The sequence below is a fragment of the Gammaproteobacteria bacterium genome (genome assembly GCA_029882975.1).
GTDB lineage: Bacteria > Pseudomonadota > Gammaproteobacteria > SZUA-152 > SZUA-152 > JAJDNG01.
Genome location: JAOUJW010000002.1, coordinates 169,393 through 185,953, shown reverse-complemented (window position 1 = coordinate 185,953; position 16,561 = coordinate 169,393). Strand labels below are relative to the sequence as shown.

At 46.5% G+C, this 16,561-nt stretch carries 13 protein-coding genes; all 13 read left to right on the top strand.

Features of this window, described 5'->3' with window-relative positions; genetic code table 11:
• Positions 1-3 precede the first annotated feature (3 nt).
• Complete coding sequence (locus OEY58_02575) at positions 4-1,323, top strand: metallopeptidase TldD-related protein (protein MDH5324324.1); 1,320 nt, start codon at positions 4-6, stop codon at positions 1,321-1,323.
• Between the two features lie 703 nt (positions 1,324-2,026).
• Positions 2,027-2,689: a cytochrome c3 family protein gene (locus tag OEY58_02570; protein MDH5324323.1), complete on the top strand. Its 663-nt coding sequence runs from the start codon at positions 2,027-2,029 to the stop codon at positions 2,687-2,689.
• A gap of 87 nt (positions 2,690-2,776) precedes the next feature.
• Positions 2,777-3,865 (top strand): 6-bladed beta-propeller, encoded by a 1,089-nt coding sequence (locus OEY58_02565; GenBank protein MDH5324322.1) that lies wholly within the window; start codon positions 2,777-2,779, stop codon positions 3,863-3,865.
• 138 nt (positions 3,866-4,003) lie between these two features.
• Positions 4,004-6,115, top strand: a complete 2,112-nt coding sequence (locus OEY58_02560) for a hypothetical protein (protein ID MDH5324321.1) — start codon at positions 4,004-4,006, stop codon at positions 6,113-6,115.
• Between the two features lies 1 nt (position 6,116).
• Positions 6,117-7,145, top strand: coding sequence for a 6-bladed beta-propeller (locus OEY58_02555; protein MDH5324320.1), 1,029 nt, complete (start codon positions 6,117-6,119; stop codon positions 7,143-7,145).
• Entirely contained in the window at positions 7,142-8,818 is a 1,677-nt protein-coding gene (locus OEY58_02550) for a hypothetical protein (GenBank protein ID MDH5324319.1), read from the top strand. Before OEY58_02555 ends, OEY58_02550 begins: the two co-directional genes overlap by 4 nt.
• Before the next feature lie 6 nt (positions 8,819-8,824).
• Positions 8,825-9,808 (top strand): hypothetical protein, encoded by a 984-nt coding sequence (locus OEY58_02545; GenBank protein MDH5324318.1) that lies wholly within the window; start codon positions 8,825-8,827, stop codon positions 9,806-9,808.
• A complete protein-coding gene (locus tag OEY58_02540; GenBank protein MDH5324317.1) occupies positions 9,798-10,916 on the top strand; it encodes a hypothetical protein in 1,119 nt (372 codons plus the stop codon). The genes OEY58_02545 and OEY58_02540 overlap by 11 nt, the downstream gene beginning before the upstream one ends.
• Positions 10,903-11,673 (top strand): hypothetical protein, encoded by a 771-nt coding sequence (locus OEY58_02535; protein MDH5324316.1) that lies wholly within the window; start codon positions 10,903-10,905, stop codon positions 11,671-11,673. Before OEY58_02540 ends, OEY58_02535 begins: the two co-directional genes overlap by 14 nt.
• Positions 11,674-11,692: 19 nt before the next feature.
• Entirely contained in the window at positions 11,693-12,580 is an 888-nt protein-coding gene (locus OEY58_02530; GenBank protein MDH5324315.1) for a hypothetical protein, read from the top strand.
• Complete coding sequence (locus tag OEY58_02525; GenBank protein ID MDH5324314.1) at positions 12,577-13,470, top strand: NHL repeat-containing protein; 894 nt, start codon at positions 12,577-12,579, stop codon at positions 13,468-13,470. Before OEY58_02530 ends, OEY58_02525 begins: the two co-directional genes overlap by 4 nt.
• Positions 13,470-15,827, top strand: coding sequence for a cytochrome c3 family protein (locus tag OEY58_02520; protein MDH5324313.1), 2,358 nt, complete (start codon positions 13,470-13,472; stop codon positions 15,825-15,827). Before OEY58_02525 ends, OEY58_02520 begins: the two co-directional genes overlap by 1 nt.
• Positions 15,828-16,535 carry a DNA/RNA nuclease SfsA gene (gene sfsA, locus OEY58_02515; protein ID MDH5324312.1) on the top strand — a complete coding sequence of 236 codons (708 nt, stop codon included), beginning with the start codon at positions 15,828-15,830 and terminating at the stop codon, positions 16,533-16,535.
• Positions 16,536-16,561 lie beyond the last annotated feature (26 nt).

Below are 16,561 nucleotides of genomic sequence, written 5' to 3'. Positions count from 1 at the left end.
TAAATGGGACAACAATATTTTCAAAACCTTTGGCAAAGCCTTTGTTCTCAGCTGAGTAGCACGGAAATTTTGCTGCTCAATTACCAAGGAGAAAACACTCACTTTGCTCGGTTCAATAACAATCGCATTCGTCAATCCGGTTATGTGCAACAGCAGGAGTTGGCGCTCAATCTCATTCGTGATCAAAGGCAATGTACAGTCGATATTCAATTAACAGGCGATATGGATGCAGATATGGAGTTGCTGACTACAGAGCTCAACGGGTTAAGGCAGCAGCTACAATACCTACCGGAGGACCCCTACCTGTACTTCAATACCGAGGTGCAGAATTCCGAGTGGAAAGGGGACACATCTGTGGTTGATGCCATAGACGCGGTAGATCAAATTATTCAAATATGTAATGGCCTGGATCTGGTGGGAATATGGGCCAGTGGTGGAATGCAGCGCGGATTCGCGAATTCCTTGGGGCAGTTTAATTGGCATAGTCAGGCGAACTTCAATTTTGATTGGAGTGTATATTTGAAAACCGATAAGGCAGTTAAACAAAGTTATGCCGGAACCCACTGGCAGGTGAATAGTTTTGAAGAAAAGATAACGCAGGCGCGGAACACTCTGGAGGTTTTGCGTGTGCCACCCAAAACCATTAAGCCGGGAAAATACCGGGTTTTCTTGACTCCTGATGCGATAAACGAAATATTGTGCCTTTTGAGTTGGGGTGGGTTTGGGTTGAAAAGTCATCGTACCGCACAAACTCCGTTACTAAAAATGATTGAAGATCGTGTCTGCCTGAATAAAAAATTTACCTTGGTCGAGCAGCACGCGAAGGGGCTAACGCCTAGGTTTACCGATACCGGTTTTTTGAAACCCGATAACGTTGTACTTATTGAAAATGGTGCGTATAAGGATTGTTTGAGTGGGACAAGAAGCGCGAAGGAGTATGGCGCTACGGTAAACTGTTCTCAGGAAGTGCCTCAGTCCTTAGGTGTTACTCCCGGTAATTTAGCCATGGCAGATGTTCTAAAGGCGCTGGATACGGGGATATGGATTAGTAATCTTTGGTATTGCAATTATTCGGACCGTAATAATGGAAGAATGACCGGGATGACACGGTTCGCTTGTCTCTGGGTGGAGCGGGGTAAGGTGGTGGCTCCCTTGAGTGTTATGCGTTTTGACGAAAGCATTTTTAATCTGTTGGGGGAAAATCTTCTGGATCTGACCAAGGAACAAGAGTGGATATTGGACAACAGCACGTATGAGCGAAGATCCACAGTGAATGCTTGTTTACCGGGTGTCTTGGTGGATGATTTTAATTTGACTTTATAGTTTATTGCTGTTTTCTTTCTGGTCTCTTAATAGCTATATTAGCAGTTTGCTGAGTTGTGCAGACTATTTCCTTTTTTATTTGATGTCGACTCACCTATGCTACTTAGAGTTGTCTCTACATAGAACTGTAGGATTAATCTGAATGTTATGTAAGTGCGTTAGGTAAAGTTCCTTAAGCGATCGTTAATCGCCTTGTTTTTACATGCATTTTTTCCTACTGAAGCAAATCGATCTACGTATGTCGTTGTATGTATTCCAAATCAGTTTCGATTATACTCAAGCCAGCCTCGGAATAAGAATAAAAAAATTAATCCTAACAAGGTTGATCCATAAGTAGGGACTGCGCAGGGGTTTGCTGGTTGCGAAACACTCCTGGAGTTTCTGACAAAATAATTTCTAAGCGCGGTAACGGTTTTGCATTTGGTACCGTGCAAACACTAGGGGGCTAGTATGGCTGTAGATGTGGGTGTAGCAAAAATTCTGACGTATTCCTGTCGGTCTGTTCTGACTCGATTCCTTACCGCTTACAACCAGAGCCTTCAGCGGGCAAAGAGCCTTCAGCGGGCAAAGAGCCTTCAGCGGGCAAAGAGCCTGCAGCGGCTAATTGGCCTCAATGTATATACCTATCTTCTGAGTACATGCCGGAACTCGTGTGTTTGAAGTGTGTCGCGGTTGTAGCTGTGGTCCGGGTTTGGAGGTTTAAATGAAAAGAAACAGATCAGATATCAGTGCCGGCCTTATTGTGCTGATAAGTATACTCAACTATGCAACGCCAGTGCATGCAGGCCGCGTCGCTGGGTCTGCCCACGACTTCACCACTTCCGGATGGAGTGGGGGAGAAATATGCGTCGCTTGCCACACCCCACATAGTGGTGATTCTACTCAAGTGGCGCAGTTGTGGAACCACTCTGTGACAAGCACCAGTTTTACTATGTATAGCAGTCCGGCGCTTGATGCTATCAGCACTGGGCAACCCGGTGGAATATCCCGGCTGTGTTTGTCTTGCCATGACGGAACTGTCGGTGTGGACAGTTTTGGCGGTGCTTCTGGAGCCACCTTCATGAGTGGAACAAAAGTGGTTGGAGTTGGCGGAAATCTCTCAGACGATCATCCTATTTCCATTCGCTTTGACTCGGCGTTAGCCTTGGCTGATGGTTCCTTGCATGATCCGACGACCACAACCGTTACGGTAGGTGTTGCCGGTTCTAAAACAAAAACCGGTACCATTGAACAATTGATGTTGGTGGACGGTACAGTACAGTGCACCAGCTGTCACGACGTCCACAACAATTTCACTGCGGGAGACCCTTTGCTGAGAATTTCTACAAAGGGCAGCCAGCTGTGTCTGAGTTGTCATGATAAATAAAATGAAACCGAGAATAGGAAAATAACTGTTGTTTATAAGGTGTCAAAAACAATAGCGGTAAAGCTGTATTAGTTGGGGGTGTGGTCAATGTTTGGGATTAAAAAAAGTGCACTGACGGTTTACGTCTTTGCTTGTTTTTTAGTGTTGTCTGGCTGTAGCGTAATCTCGGAAACGGGGCAGCGCGGCGTCAAAACTGTTTTCTATCCGCCTTTGCCTAACGAGCCTCGCATACAGTTACTCACAACTATTAATGCCGCCCTGGTTCAAGGGAAAACCAAGAATGCTTTTAGCGACTTTGTCCTAGGTAAAGAGGACGGTGTCGAAAGCCGCCTCACTAAGCCTTATGGCGTTGCATACTTTTCCAATCAAGTTATTGTCGTGGATACCCGGGGGCCGGGGTATATGATTTTGGATGCCAATGATAAGGTTTTGAAAACCGTAAGGGGTATGGGACCGGGACGGATGCAAAAGCCTATTAACGTAACCGTGGATCGTGAGGGTAGGCGCTATATATCCGATACGGGACGCGGTCAAGTGATGGTTTTCGATCAACAAGACGAGTTTTTGCAAGCCTATGGAAAATTGGAGCAGTTTAAACCCAGTGATGCCCTGGTGGTCGATGGAGAAATATACATCTCTGATTTGGAGCACCACATCGTCCATGTATTGGATCTTAACAGCGGGGTAACGCGCAGAACCATTGGTGCGCGGGGCTCCGGTGCCGGTGAATTGTTTTTTCCGACCAATATGGCATTGATGCCCAACAATAACATTTTGGTTAGCGATACAGGGAACTATCGTTTACAGGAGTTTACCCTGGATGGACGCTTTGTTCGTTCCTATGGTCAGGCCGGTAACGGTTTAGGTCAATTCGCCAGGCCAAAAGGAATTGCGGTGGACCACGAAGGCCTGATATACGCCATAGATTCTGCTTTTGAAAATATACAATTGTTCGATCGTCACGGTCAATTGCTCATGTTCTTCGGAAAGCCTGGAAATGAACTCGACAATATAAATTTACCGGCGGATATTAGTATTTCCTATGATGGTGTCCAGTCCTTTGAACAATATGCAGATCCAAACTTTCGGTTACAGTATTTGGTTTTTGTAACGAGCCAATATGGTCCGAATAAAATCACAGTATATGGTTTTGGAGAATACCGTCGTAATTTGTGAGGATGGCGGGAATCTTACCGCTAGGGGTCGTGTTAAAAGATGATGGAGGTATCGGTTAAAGGAATGATTTAGGGCGTAGGCAAAGGGGGTTTATCCACCTTTCCAAAAGTTGTATCGATTATAAATAAAGAGAAAAAAATGCAGTATTTACGCGCAAGCGTTAAGTGGTTGAGGTATGTGATGGTGGGGGTAAGTACAATTCCGACAGTCACCTCGGCGGAGGATATTAGGCAATTCCAGCTTACCGACCTGGCTGGAGTTGTGGCTGTGCGCGATTTTAGCGACGAACAGCATTACTCCGACGCCAATTCCAAACGAAATTTGAGTAGTGATATTCGAGAAATCGAAATAGAAGTGGATGCGAAGGCTTACGTCTATCATCCAAACTTTCTCAAATTGGATGTTAGTGGTGGGCCGGTATTCATTACCAATAAACAAGGCTCATCGTATGTTAGTAGTTTGGATTCGCAGTCTTCCGGTCAAGATGTTGATGAGTTAACGTACAATCTAACAACCCGATTTCATTTTCTTGAGAAAAAACCCTACCCCTTTTCTGTTTTCTTCGAGCGCCGCAATCCTCTGATTGTATCTGGCGTGGACGAACACTTTTTGCAAAGAAATACCAAATTTGGTGTTAATGCGGTTGTGAAAGAATGGAAGTATCCGTTATTCGTTAACTTTGAAGCCTACAATTTAACTTCAAAAGCTTCAGGACAACGATTGTTGGTGGATGATGATATCAGCAATATGAACTTACGTGTATATCAAACCAACAAGCGTAATGGAAGCAGGCAGGTGTTTGTACAATTGAGTCAGCAAAATTCTCATAGCGGCAGCGTGGCCCCCGGTGCCAACACCATTGTTGGAACCGCTATTGACGCACAAACAATCAGCTATGATGAGTACTCTACGTATGGGGCGAAAGGGGAGTATTCTCTGAAAAACATGTTTAACTATATGGGACGTCGGTATAAACGTGGAATATCTGATGTAACGCTAAAGCAGTTTCATTTTTCACCGGTGTTACATTGGGCGAAATCCGACGTGGCACGAATGTTCTATCAATTGGATTTGTTCAAAAGCAGCCAAGGATCTACGGATACGGATAATAAGAATTTCCGTGTCGGATATAAACAAGTTGATGAGAACGACGGCGGAAAGTCAGCAGAATTTCAAATCTATGACAACTTTACCAGCGGCCACACCATGGATTCTTACGGAATTACCGCTTCTTCTCATACTAGTAGAAAATTAGGCCTTTCCAATACTGTTCCCGGCATAAACGAAAAGCAAAATAATCGTAAGAAAAAATCCAAACACGACGGAGTGGCTATATTCAAAGCTTCCTGGGGCTATCAGGTAGAGGAGCGGGCTGCGCAAGGATCCAGTCAATTGATTCCCGTACAAAATGAACAGCACACTTTGGTGGGCGCAAATGAGTCCCGACTGTCCCGCATCAACGTGGATGCGAATACCGTACATGTGTGGAACATCACTCGTACGGCAGAATATATCCTGGGTAGTGACTTTTCCACTATACGGCGAGGCAACGAAACCTACCTGGTTCGCATTGTGGGTGGGAATATTGCTGATGGGGAAAACGTGCTTGTAGACTACGCCTACAAAACCGGTGGGACTTTTTCCCATAGCAGTATGGATCAACAAATCCAGGCCAGTATGGACTGGCAAAACTGGTTAAGTGTGTATGCCGGTTTGTCGGCGACCCGAGTGGATGTCACCGAGGGAACGCCAGGTATCGATATTCGATCTTCCGATCTCAGGAACCTGGGGTTTAATATCAATTATCCCGTATCCAATGAATTTGGGGTTGGTGGTGACTTCCGGTTTGATTTGCAAAGAAAAGGTATAGCACCCCATGAGCGTGTCGCTTGGGGAGGGTTCGCGCAGTATAAGCTTTATGACACAACTTTTTTCCGCTATTCCCATAACTTTGTCAAAGTAGACTACGACACCGCCGGAGCGGATGTCAATTTGGTTCGTCAAAACTTTGCCGTAAACACCCGAGCTTTCCTACAGTCGAGTATTTACTTGTCCTACGTGCGCGAAACGGACAACGGAGGTGAGTTTCCCAGAGATTTGTCAGATTTTGTTGTGAAATGGCAGTGGCGTTTCCGCAGTCTTTATTTCTCCTTAAACGGCCGTCGCAGTAGCGAGGCCCAGGTTAACGCTCTCGGTGATGTGCAAAAGGATAGAAATTTGTTGCGGGCTACACTGGAAAGAAGGTTTTAACATGGCGATCATAGCACTTCGAGTAACTGGCGTAGTTAGTTTAGTATCCATTCTGGTGTCCTGTGCCAGTGCCGGTGGTGCTACCAACTTTGGAACCGTGAACCTGGTATGGCCTGAATCGCCTTCCCCGGCGCGTATCGTTTATCGCGGGTACATACACCGCAAAGAGGACTTGGGTATTACACGTTCCCTGTTGGAACGCGTAAAAGGTTTGTTGTTTGGTGAGTCTACCTTAACTGTAGTGAAGCCCATGGATGTGCTGGTGACAGGGCAGTCGGTGTATGTGGCGGATCCGGGCGTGGGTGGGGTTCATCATTTTGATGAAGCGGGTGCCGGTCATGAGGTGGTTCGCATGGAAAATGATCAAGCACTCCCCAGTCCGGTGGCTTTAGCGTTGGGAGATGATCGTATCTATGTGTCAGACCCTACATTAGGCGTACTCCACTTTTCCGAAAAGTCGCAGGTTGCACGTCTGTACCCATTGAGTGAGAAACCCAAACAAGCCACCGGTTTGGCGTACAACCGGAGGACTAAAGTTTTGTTTGTGTCTGATACCGCTGAGCATCACATAAAAGTTTATGATGAATCAGGCAAACTGATGCGCGTCTTGGGGCGGCGAGGAGACGCCGATGGCCAATTTAATTTTCCTACTTATTTATGGTTGGATCAGCAGGAAAATCTTTATGTCAGCGATTCCCTTAATTTTAGAGTGCAAGTATTTTCCAGTAACGGGGAGTTTAAGTACAAATTCGGTCAAGCAGGCAATGCCACTGGTTATCAGGCACGTCCAAAGGGCATAGCGGTGGATCGCCTGGGGCATATTTATGTCGTTGACTCGTTGTTCCATGTGGTTCAGGTGTTTGATGCGGGGGGGCGGTTTTTACTCAATTTTGGCACTCAAGGTTCGGATTTTGGTGAGTTTTGGTTGCCGACGGGGATCTTCATAGACACCATAAGTAATGCAATTTACATAGCAGACTCCTATAACAAGCGTGTGCAGGTTTTTCGTTATGTTGGTGGTGAGTCATGATGTCAGTCCAGAGTAAGCGGAGTGGAGGTTTGGGGCAATACTCAAAGGTAATTGTATTCGTCTTACTGATTTGTAGTGGGATTGAGGTTCAAGCGGGTGTTGCCAATACCAAGCACAACTTGTCTATTTCCGGGCCTGGAACTCTGAAAGCGGCCAGCGAAGACAGAATATGCGTGTTTTGCCACACGGCACACCATGCTTCACCTATTGCCCCCTTGTGGAATAGAGCCAGTTCCGGTGCGATTTATACTCCTTACAGCAGCAGCACCATTGTCAGTAACCCCGGACAGCCCACCGGGGCCAGTCTTTTGTGTCTGAGTTGTCACGATGGAACGGTTGCGTTAGGCAGTACCACGTCCGGTAATATCCAAATGGCAGGGGGTACGACTGTGATGCCGGTAACCGGAGGCTTGTTAGGAACCGATTTGTCTGACGATCATCCGGTCTCGTTTTTGTACAGTTCTTCTGTGTCATCTTTACGCAATGAGTTGGTGGATCCGGCGACGTTGACCGGTCCTGTGAAGCTGGATGCGGCGGGCATGTTGCAATGTACTTCCTGCCATAATCCTCATGACAATACGTTTGGGAAATTTCTGGTAATGGATGATCGAGGTTCCATGCTGTGTGAAACCTGCCATAAAAAGCCGGATTGGAATTTGTCGCCCCATCGCAATTCAACGGCGGGATGGAATGGCGTAGGGGTGAATCCGTGGCCAAACAGTACGTTTACGACTGTGGCGGATAACGGCTGTAGAAATTGCCATGACACTCACTCTGCCCTGCACTCGCAAAGATTGCTGACCTATAGCAATGAAGAAGACGCTTGTACTATTTGTCATAACGGTTCCGTGTCCCCGGATGTTCTGACAGACTTCTCCAAACTCTCAGTCCATCCGGTGATGTCCAGCAACGGCGTGCATGATCCCAATGAGCCGGTGGTGATTACGGGGGGTAGGCATGTGGAGTGTGTGGATTGCCACAATCCTCATGCTTCCGGAGTCACAGTAGGCGTGGCAGGTTTGAGTGGAGTCACGTTTCAAAACACAGTGGTCAGTCCCATCACTAATGTTTATCAATTGTGTTTTCGTTGCCATGGCGACAGTCCCAACCTCCCGGCACCGCGTACCGTACGACAATTCCCGCAAAACAACATTAAAAGTCTGTTTGACACCACTAACAGTACCTATCATCCCGTCGCCGGAACCGGGAAAAATCTTAATGTTCCCAGTTTAATTCCGCCGCTCACAGTAAACAGCACCATCACTTGTATAGACTGTCATGGTAGTGATTCCGGTTTAACAAACGCGCCCCACGGCTCGGTGTATTCCCCCATCCTGAAACTACAGTATACCGCGACTGGTAATGCTGCCGAAAGCGCTGCTGCCTATGCCTTGTGTTACAAGTGTCACGACCGGACTGCCATTTTGGGTAATACCAGTTTTCCGGAGCATCAAATGCACATTGTGGGTGAAAATGCACCGTGCAGCGTGTGCCATGATGCTCACGGCGTCAGCGCGGCGGCGGGCGGGGTGGGAAGTATAGCTTTGATTAACTTTGACACTAATGTAGTGTCGCCCAGCGGTGGTGTGATTAACTTTACCTCCACCGGGGTTTTTAGTGGTAGCTGTCAGCTGGTTTGTCATGGAACGGATCACCCGCCGGAGATCTATTGAATCACTATGACAGTCAATAGCAAATATTGGATTTTGATTTCTGTGATGTCGATTTTGGTGTCGGCGGTGAATGCGGCAGACTTACGCAATGAAATTGTAACTAATCCAGCGTTAATAAGGCCTCTGTTAAAACAAGGCAAACTGTATGCGGTGGATGTGCCCAATCCCCATTGGAAGCAAGATATGTGTTTGTCGTGCCATGAGGCAGGAGGGCAGATGGGGCGAACCAACCTGCGAACCACGAACATCGAAATCATGTGTGGCTATTGCCACAATGAATTTTCTAAAGAAATATTTATGCACCCCACGGGCGTAAGCCTGAATGACAATATGTGGAACAATATACCATCGGGGTTTCGTCAGTCACTGGCTTCCTTAGGCGGGAGGGCCAGTCGATTGATGAACTGCCTTTCTTGTCATGATTTGAAGCTTCAATGTCTGAACAGAGGTTCTACGGTACGAATGTCCAATCCTCTGTTTCTCCGGGGTGGTCCTTACAATAGCCGTGTCGAACAATGCTTTTTTTGTCACGAAAGCAGTATGTTTCAACGTTTTAACCCGCACAAACAAATCAGCAACGGAAAAATCATTAAAGCCAGTTGTAAGTCTTGCCACCTCGATGTAGAAAACTTAACGCCGGAGACTAAGTTTGCTGATGTGAAATTGGCGGCCAAAAGAGATTTGTCCCAATTGTGTGTGAATTGCCATCCCTACAAACCTCATCCGGGAGGTGAAACGGGTATAACCAAAAAGAAGGAGGCGGACCATCTGGTAGTGCCCAAGGCGGAGACCCGCAGGTTTATGGACCAAATGCGCACAACAATCGATGTGGAGTTTCCGGTAACGCCGGGAACCGGCAAAATGCATTGCGCTACTTGTCACAATCCTCACGAAAAAGGCGTTGTTGCCTACAAGGCAGCCGATACGGGTGCAGATATAAAACATCGGTTACGGATGAAGAAAACCTGTAATTTTTGTCATGAATATTAAAGACACTATAACGAGGCTCTGCTGCATTCCGCTTGGCGGTTTGGTCTTGATCTGTGCTTTTTTTGCCGATGTCGTGGTGGCCGAAGATCTTAATTGTATGCTGTGTCACAAATACTTTGGTCTAAGCGCAGTAGAAAAAAATGGCAGTATTCATGTTTATTACATTAATGAAGACTTAATTAGTCGCAGTCCCCACGCAAGCGTGGAGTGTACTGATTGTCATGAAGGCATAGATGAAGTTCCACATAAGGATGTAAAACAAGTGGATTGCACTGTGGAGTGCCATATTGAAGAACCGGCGGCAAAGCGGCGGTTTTCTCACAAGGGAGTACAAAAACTCTTGCGCGCCAGTGCGCATTCCAGTGTGGATGAAACCGGTAAAGAAAAAAAGTATAAAGAGGATTATCCCGGATGTCGCCAGTGTCATGAGCAGCCACTGTATCGCTCATTGCTGGGTGTGACTAAGGATCCCGAAGCCTTTGCAGAAAAAAGTTTATCACGGTGCAAAAATTGTCATGAGAAAATAGAGTTTGTAGAAAAATATTTTCGCCATGTTGCATCAAGAATGCAGCGCCAAACCGGGCCGATGGGTAGGATTGACATGTGTTCCCAGTGTCATTCCGACGTAGGGATAATGGAACGCCATAAGTTGGATAATGTGGTTGCTTCGTTTAAGGAAACATTTCATTACAAAATGCTGCGATTGGGGTCGGAGAAAACTCCCGATTGCATTGGTTGCCATGTGGTCAGCGGTGCTAATGGTCACTTGGTTAAGTCGCAAAAAGACCAGGAATCTTCAACTCATCCCGCACGAGTTGGTGACACCTGTAAGCAGGCAGGTTGCCACGAGAAAGCGTCGGTACGTTTGGCGGGATTTAAAACCCACGTGACGTATGAGGCGGACAAATATCCATTGCAGTTTATATTGTTGATATTTTTCAGAATAGTCATGACAGTGGTGCTGTACGGATTTCTCATTGTTGTGGCGTTAGAGCTTTTCAGGCGGCTGTTTCCCCTGTACCAATTGCCTGATTCGGTTATCGAGATGGTAAATGACGCAATAAGGAGGGTGTATGTATCGGCGACCAAGCGTAATGCGAATAAATAGGGTGTTGTATTTTCAAAAATATACTACGACACAAAGAGTCCAATCCATCATTCAATTGAGTTCGGTTGTGGTTTTGGCTATGACCGGCCTGCCCCTTCGCTATGCTGATCAGGCCTGGGCCAAGCCCTTATACATTCTTTTTGGAGGGCCGGATATTGCTCCCAACATTCATCGAGCTGCGGGTGTGGTATTGTTGTCTGTTTTTATATATCACACGTTGTACTGGCTAAACTTGTTTTACCGCCATCACTTGTGTCGATTGGCAATGTACAACAGCATCAGCGGAAAAAATGTGTTATCGGCATTTCTGTCTCAAGCAATGATTATGAACAAGAAAGATTTTAAGGATATTTTGGATCACTTTAAATATATAACTTATTTGTCCAGAAAGCCGGCAAAGTATGATCGCATAATGTGGAAAGAAAAATTTGAATACTACGCACAGTACTGGGGAATAACGGTCATTGGTTTGGCAGGGTTGGCTTTATGGTGGCGGGACGAAGTGAGTTTGTTGCTGCCGGGGATAGTGTTGAATGTGGCTTACATATTTCACTCTTACGAGGCACTAATGGCGGTTTTGTTTTTGTTGTTTATTCACTGGTATCACGAATACTATTGTCCGGAGAAGCTGCCTTACCCCACCGGTTTTTTTTCCGGGTACCTGTCCGAGAAACAAATGATACATGAGCACTATGATCGCTACGTACAGCTCATGAAGTCTGTGGGGTTGGAAAATGAGATTAAGCCTCATCATTAAGTAGTGTAAGGATCCTGGTGTGAAAAAGCTGGCTTATAAGTTTTACGTGCTGTTGTTGCTGTGCCTTGTGTTCTGGGCCGGCCAATTGTTCTATTCTTTGATTTATTGGGACTTTGAAGTAAAGCAAACAAATACTGCCGAAGTGCTCAAAGGGGTGCCGTCGGAAATGGCGTTGTTGAAAAAGCTCCGAGGTAGATTGAGCACAGAGCCGACGAAGGAATATCATTTGGGGGATATTTCGATTAAGGAGCACTATGAAACGGGGCATTTTCATCATGTAGGCGGTATGTTGAAGGGGGCTGCATTGAATGGATGCGATTATTGCCACACAAATATGGCGCACAAAAAAGGGGAGGAAGTCAGGGCTTTTAGAAATATGCACAGCTACTTTGTGGCCTGTGAAACTTGTCATTTTATAAACCAGTTTAAACCGGAGGATGTGGAACACGGTTGGATGGACGTGTACTCCCGGGAGGCGACTATTAGACCGGTGAAACTGGATTTGTCAAAACCCAAGATAGAGTTCGACAATGGAATGGGGCGCTTGCAAAGTGTAAAAATTATACCGTGGTTAAAGCGCAAGCAAGATCGGGGGTCTATTATCGATGACTCTAAAATCGAAGAAGCGAAAAAGCTTTTGAACAGTTACCAGGAAATGGGAGATGTTGAACTCAGGGCGCAACTATCTCACATGCACAGAGGGCTGACCAGGAAGCCGTTTAAGTGCGATGATTGTCATTCAAAGAAGAAGTCCGCTATTTCCTACGCTCGATTGGGTTATTCCGCGCAAGACTCCAAGAGGTTGATGGATATTGCCATTGCTGCCCTGGTTAGTGAATATAATAAATTTCATTTTCCGGATTTGTTTATCAGAAAAGATGAGCGTAAGCGGAGTAAAAATCCGTGAGGGTGTTCATTGTAGTGGTTTTGTGGGCAGTGTTACCGCTGGTTTATGCTGCGGACGACTATGCGCTAGCCGATGCAAAACATCTATTTGATATCGTGGGAAAGCCTGGCGATTCCATGAGTCTTCCTACCGATGTGGCGGTCAATGATAACTATATCGCGGTAGCCGATGGTAACAAGCATCGCATATTAATGTTTGATAAGCGCGGTACCTACTTGTACGCAATTGGCAAGAAGGATCTGTTTAACTATCCGGTAGGTGTGGCCTTGAGCAAAGGTGATCTTATTGTGGCGGACACGGGCAATCATGCCGTAAAAATTATGGGAATACACGGAGATTTTAAGAAAAACATTCCCATCATGGTTGATGGTAAACCAGACAGGCCCATTGATGTGGCATTGGTGGATAGTGGTAAGGGCATCCTGGTGAGTTGCAATAACAGTCAAAAAATTCAAGTTTATTCTTTTCAAGGAAAGTTGCTGCGATCTTGGGGTGGAAAGGGAGAAGGGGAGGGAAAGTTTCGCTACCCGGCAACTGTCAGTAGCATGGAAGCGGGTAAAAACATTATTGTGGATGTGTTGAATGCAAGAGCGCAGATTTTCACTAATGGAGGGAAGTTCCTGAAAAGTGTGGGTAGCTTGGGAGTAGTGCAAGGAAAATTATTTCGTCCCAAAGGCGTGGCCGTGGACGCCAGGGGCCGTATCTATATCTCGGACAGCTATATGGATGTGGTTCAAGTGTTTGATAGCCAAGGATCGTTTAATCATGTGTTGGGTAATAGTGGTGCAATATTGCGTTTTTCAGCTCCTGCCGGGCTTGCAGTGCACAATCAGAATTTGTATGTGGTAGAGGTGCTGGCAAACAAAGTATCGGTATATGGTTTACCTTGATGAAAACTGTGGTCAGTACAGAATGCTTAATAGACCTTATAAAGGTGGTATTGCTAATTGTGGTTAGTATACCGTCGTTGGCGGTTGCAATGGATTTACCGGGAATTAAAAAGTCAGGGGCGTGTGCAGTTTGTCACATTGATTGGATGGTTGGGGCTGATCAAGGTGCTCCCTTGATGCCGGTATATGAGTATGTGATGGCGGATTCCGGCAAGCAAAAAGTGGTGAGCACGAAAAGGATGTGTTTTTCTTGCCATGATGGTTTTGTTAATGATTCACGGTTTCAATTTGGAGATGATACCCACAATCACCCGGTAGGGGTGAAACCGTCGGATAAAGTCAAAGGGAGTCTCTCTGGTGCAGGGTATACTTACCCACTGAATGAAGAAGGAAAACTCTATTGCGGTACCTGTCATACCGCGCATGGAGATGCTTGGGATAGCCAAGGGGCTATTTTTATGCGAAATAAGAATATTAACTCCAGCATGTGTATGGATTGTCACCGGGAAAAAAAATCAGCAAAAATTAATCATCCCCTGAAGCGTATCAATAAAACTCTATCTGAGAAGCTGATAGGTGTGGATATGGAATTGGGAACCGGTGGGCAGATGGTTTGTCAGTCATGTCACGGGGCGCACAACGCCAAGGGCAAGAAGCTTTTGGTGGAAGACAGTCAGAGGTCCGAGTTATGTACAGTGTGCCATGACGACAAAAAGGCTCTGCTCAAGGGTGAGCACAATCTGGTAAAGAATGAAGCATTTTTGAAAACCGCTAAGGGTAAGGAAATGGCGGCAAGAGGGCCTTGCGCAAGTTGTCACGTCAGTCACGGGGCAGTTGATACCCCACTGCTGGCGAATATAGGAGCCGGCTTCGGAGTGGCTGCAGTTGAATCCAGTTCGCGCTGTGTTGTGTGTCATAACAAAGATGGCTTGGCTTCAAAAACCGATTTAGGGCATTTTTCTCATCCCGTGGATGTGCCGGTAGAAAGCTTGGGTATTGACGTTACAGCGGGTCAGTGGGTAAAAAAAGGCGGAGGCGATGCAAACCTGGTTTCATTACCCCTATTCGATTCCACAGGAAAAGCGGTTCGTAATGGTGGCAATGTACAGTGTTCAACTTGTCATGATCCCCATGCTACATCATCCGTTGGTAAATCGAATTTCCTAAGGATGGAATTGGGGAAGAACAGTACGCTATGCGTAAATTGTCATACACGTAACGCGGCCGTTATAAACAGTAAACACAATGTGAATTTGTATGACGCAGGTAGGAAAGGAAAATTACCCAAACATACTGTAACAGGTCAAGGGGTTTGTTCCGCCTGCCATCGAGCGCACAAAGGCGATGCGCCACAGATGTTGCAGTTGGGGGCAGTGGGAGAATCCGTGTCCTTGATACAGGCTCAATGTGAAGCCTGTCATATAGAAAAGGGTGCGGCTAAACATTTTGCTCCTGACTCCTTCAACCATCCAAATTTGATTGAGGTAAAAAAGCAGCGGGGGAAATTGCCGTTATTTAGCTTGACCGGGAAGCGAGTTGATGAGCCTGGACGAGGGAAAATTGATTGTACAACCTGCCACAACGTTCATGTGTGGGATGCGGCCAATCCAGCCTTGAAAATAAAAGATGCGATGACTATTAAGGCGCATACGGGTAACAGTTTTTTGCGAGTAACCGCCGCCGGGGATTCACCCTTGTGTACCGGGTGCCATGAACACGAAGCCGGAGTGATAAATACCGAACACGATTATCGCGTGGTAGATAGCTGGCTCGATTACAATAGCAAACAAAAAAGTCTCAAGGCAGGTGTCTGCAATCAATGCCATGCCAGTCACAATGCCGTGTCCAAGACTGCAATTTGGGGTAGGTCACCGGGTAAGGCGAAAAATATTCAAGCTTCTTTTTGCCGAAGTTGTCATTCGAGCATGAACCGCATCAGCAATAAGGTCGTGAACTACGGTAAACATCCGGATCACGTCTTATCCTGGAATCAACCCAAGCGAAACTTACCTCTGTCTGCCGATGTGGATCTAATGCCGGTTACACCGGTGTTCTCAGAGGCAGGAAAAGAAGTCAGCGTAGGTATTATTAGTTGTCCCAGTTGTCATGACCCACACCAATGGAGTGGGGCAAAGTTAAATGCAGCTCCCGGAATAGAGAGGGAAGGGGGTAGCTCTGATAGTTTTCTAAGAAACCATTCAGTAGAAGAAATGGTTTGCGCGGATTGCCATGGGCTGGATGCCATATTCCGGTATCAGTATTTTCATTCCCATACCAATACCAAAAAACATCCGTTGTATCTGGATGCCCCCGGGAAGGACGCAAGGAATATGGTCGAGTCAATACGGTCACGGTAAATGAAGTTTGAGTCCAGACTAATAGAGGGGATCTTGCTGCGTCGTTATAAACGATTTTTGGCGGATGTAGAGTTAACTGACGGGCAGGTAATAACGGCGCATACAGCCAACACCGGAGCCATGTCCGGTTGTGCTGAACCGGGGAGCCGGGTTTGGTTGAGTTGTTCCTCTAATCCCAATAGAAAGTATGCCCATACCTGGGAACTGGTGGAAGTCAGTGGTGCCAACGCAAAAGTGTTGGTGGGTATTAATACAATGAAAAGCAATGTGTTGGTGAAGGAAGCCATCGCGTCCGGTCGAGTCAACAGTTTACAAGGTTATAAATCCATTCAAACGGAAGTCCCCTACGGAAGCAACAGTCGCATTGACTTGTTGTTACACGGTCCGGTTGATTCCTGTTATGTCGAAGTGAAGAACGTAACATTAGTGCAAGGGCGAACCGCCTATTTTCCCGATGCGGTGAGTAAGCGTGCCGTGAAGCATCTGGACGAACTTTCAAATCTGGTACGGCAGGGGGGTAGGGGGGTATTGTTCTTTTGCGTGCAAAGAGATGATGTGGATACAGTACGGCCTGCGGATTTTGTGGATCCGGATTATGCGAGGAAGTTACGAACAGCGGTACAATGCGGCGTGGAAGCTTTGGCCTACTCAGCGCAAGTGAGTGTGTCCCAAGTGGTTTTGTGTCAGGAATTGCCGGTGGAGGTTTGATCCTGCTAGTCGTCGGCTGACTCGTG

Excerpts from the sequence above, each read along its gene's own strand:
- OEY58_02565 (MDH5324322.1), top strand. The coding sequence starts at position 2,777 with ATGTTTGGGATTAAAAAAAGTGCACTGACGGTTTACGTCTTTGCTTGT.
- OEY58_02550 (MDH5324319.1), top strand. The coding sequence starts at position 7,142 with ATGATGTCAGTCCAGAGTAAGCGGAGTGGAGGTTTGGGGCAATACTCA.
- OEY58_02540 (MDH5324317.1), top strand. The coding sequence starts at position 9,798 with ATGAATATTAAAGACACTATAACGAGGCTCTGCTGCATTCCGCTTGGC.
- OEY58_02520 (MDH5324313.1), top strand. The coding sequence starts at position 13,470 with ATGAAAACTGTGGTCAGTACAGAATGCTTAATAGACCTTATAAAGGTG.
- OEY58_02545 (MDH5324318.1), top strand. The coding sequence starts at position 8,825 with ATGACAGTCAATAGCAAATATTGGATTTTGATTTCTGTGATGTCGATT.
- OEY58_02560 (MDH5324321.1), top strand. The coding sequence starts at position 4,004 with ATGCAGTATTTACGCGCAAGCGTTAAGTGGTTGAGGTATGTGATGGTG.
- OEY58_02555 (MDH5324320.1), top strand. The coding sequence starts at position 6,117 with ATGGCGATCATAGCACTTCGAGTAACTGGCGTAGTTAGTTTAGTATCC.
- OEY58_02535 (MDH5324316.1), top strand. The coding sequence starts at position 10,903 with ATGCGAATAAATAGGGTGTTGTATTTTCAAAAATATACTACGACACAA.
- sfsA (MDH5324312.1), top strand. The coding sequence starts at position 15,828 with ATGAAGTTTGAGTCCAGACTAATAGAGGGGATCTTGCTGCGTCGTTAT.
- OEY58_02575 (MDH5324324.1), top strand. The coding sequence starts at position 4 with ATGGGACAACAATATTTTCAAAACCTTTGGCAAAGCCTTTGTTCTCAG.
- OEY58_02570 (MDH5324323.1), top strand. The coding sequence starts at position 2,027 with ATGAAAAGAAACAGATCAGATATCAGTGCCGGCCTTATTGTGCTGATA.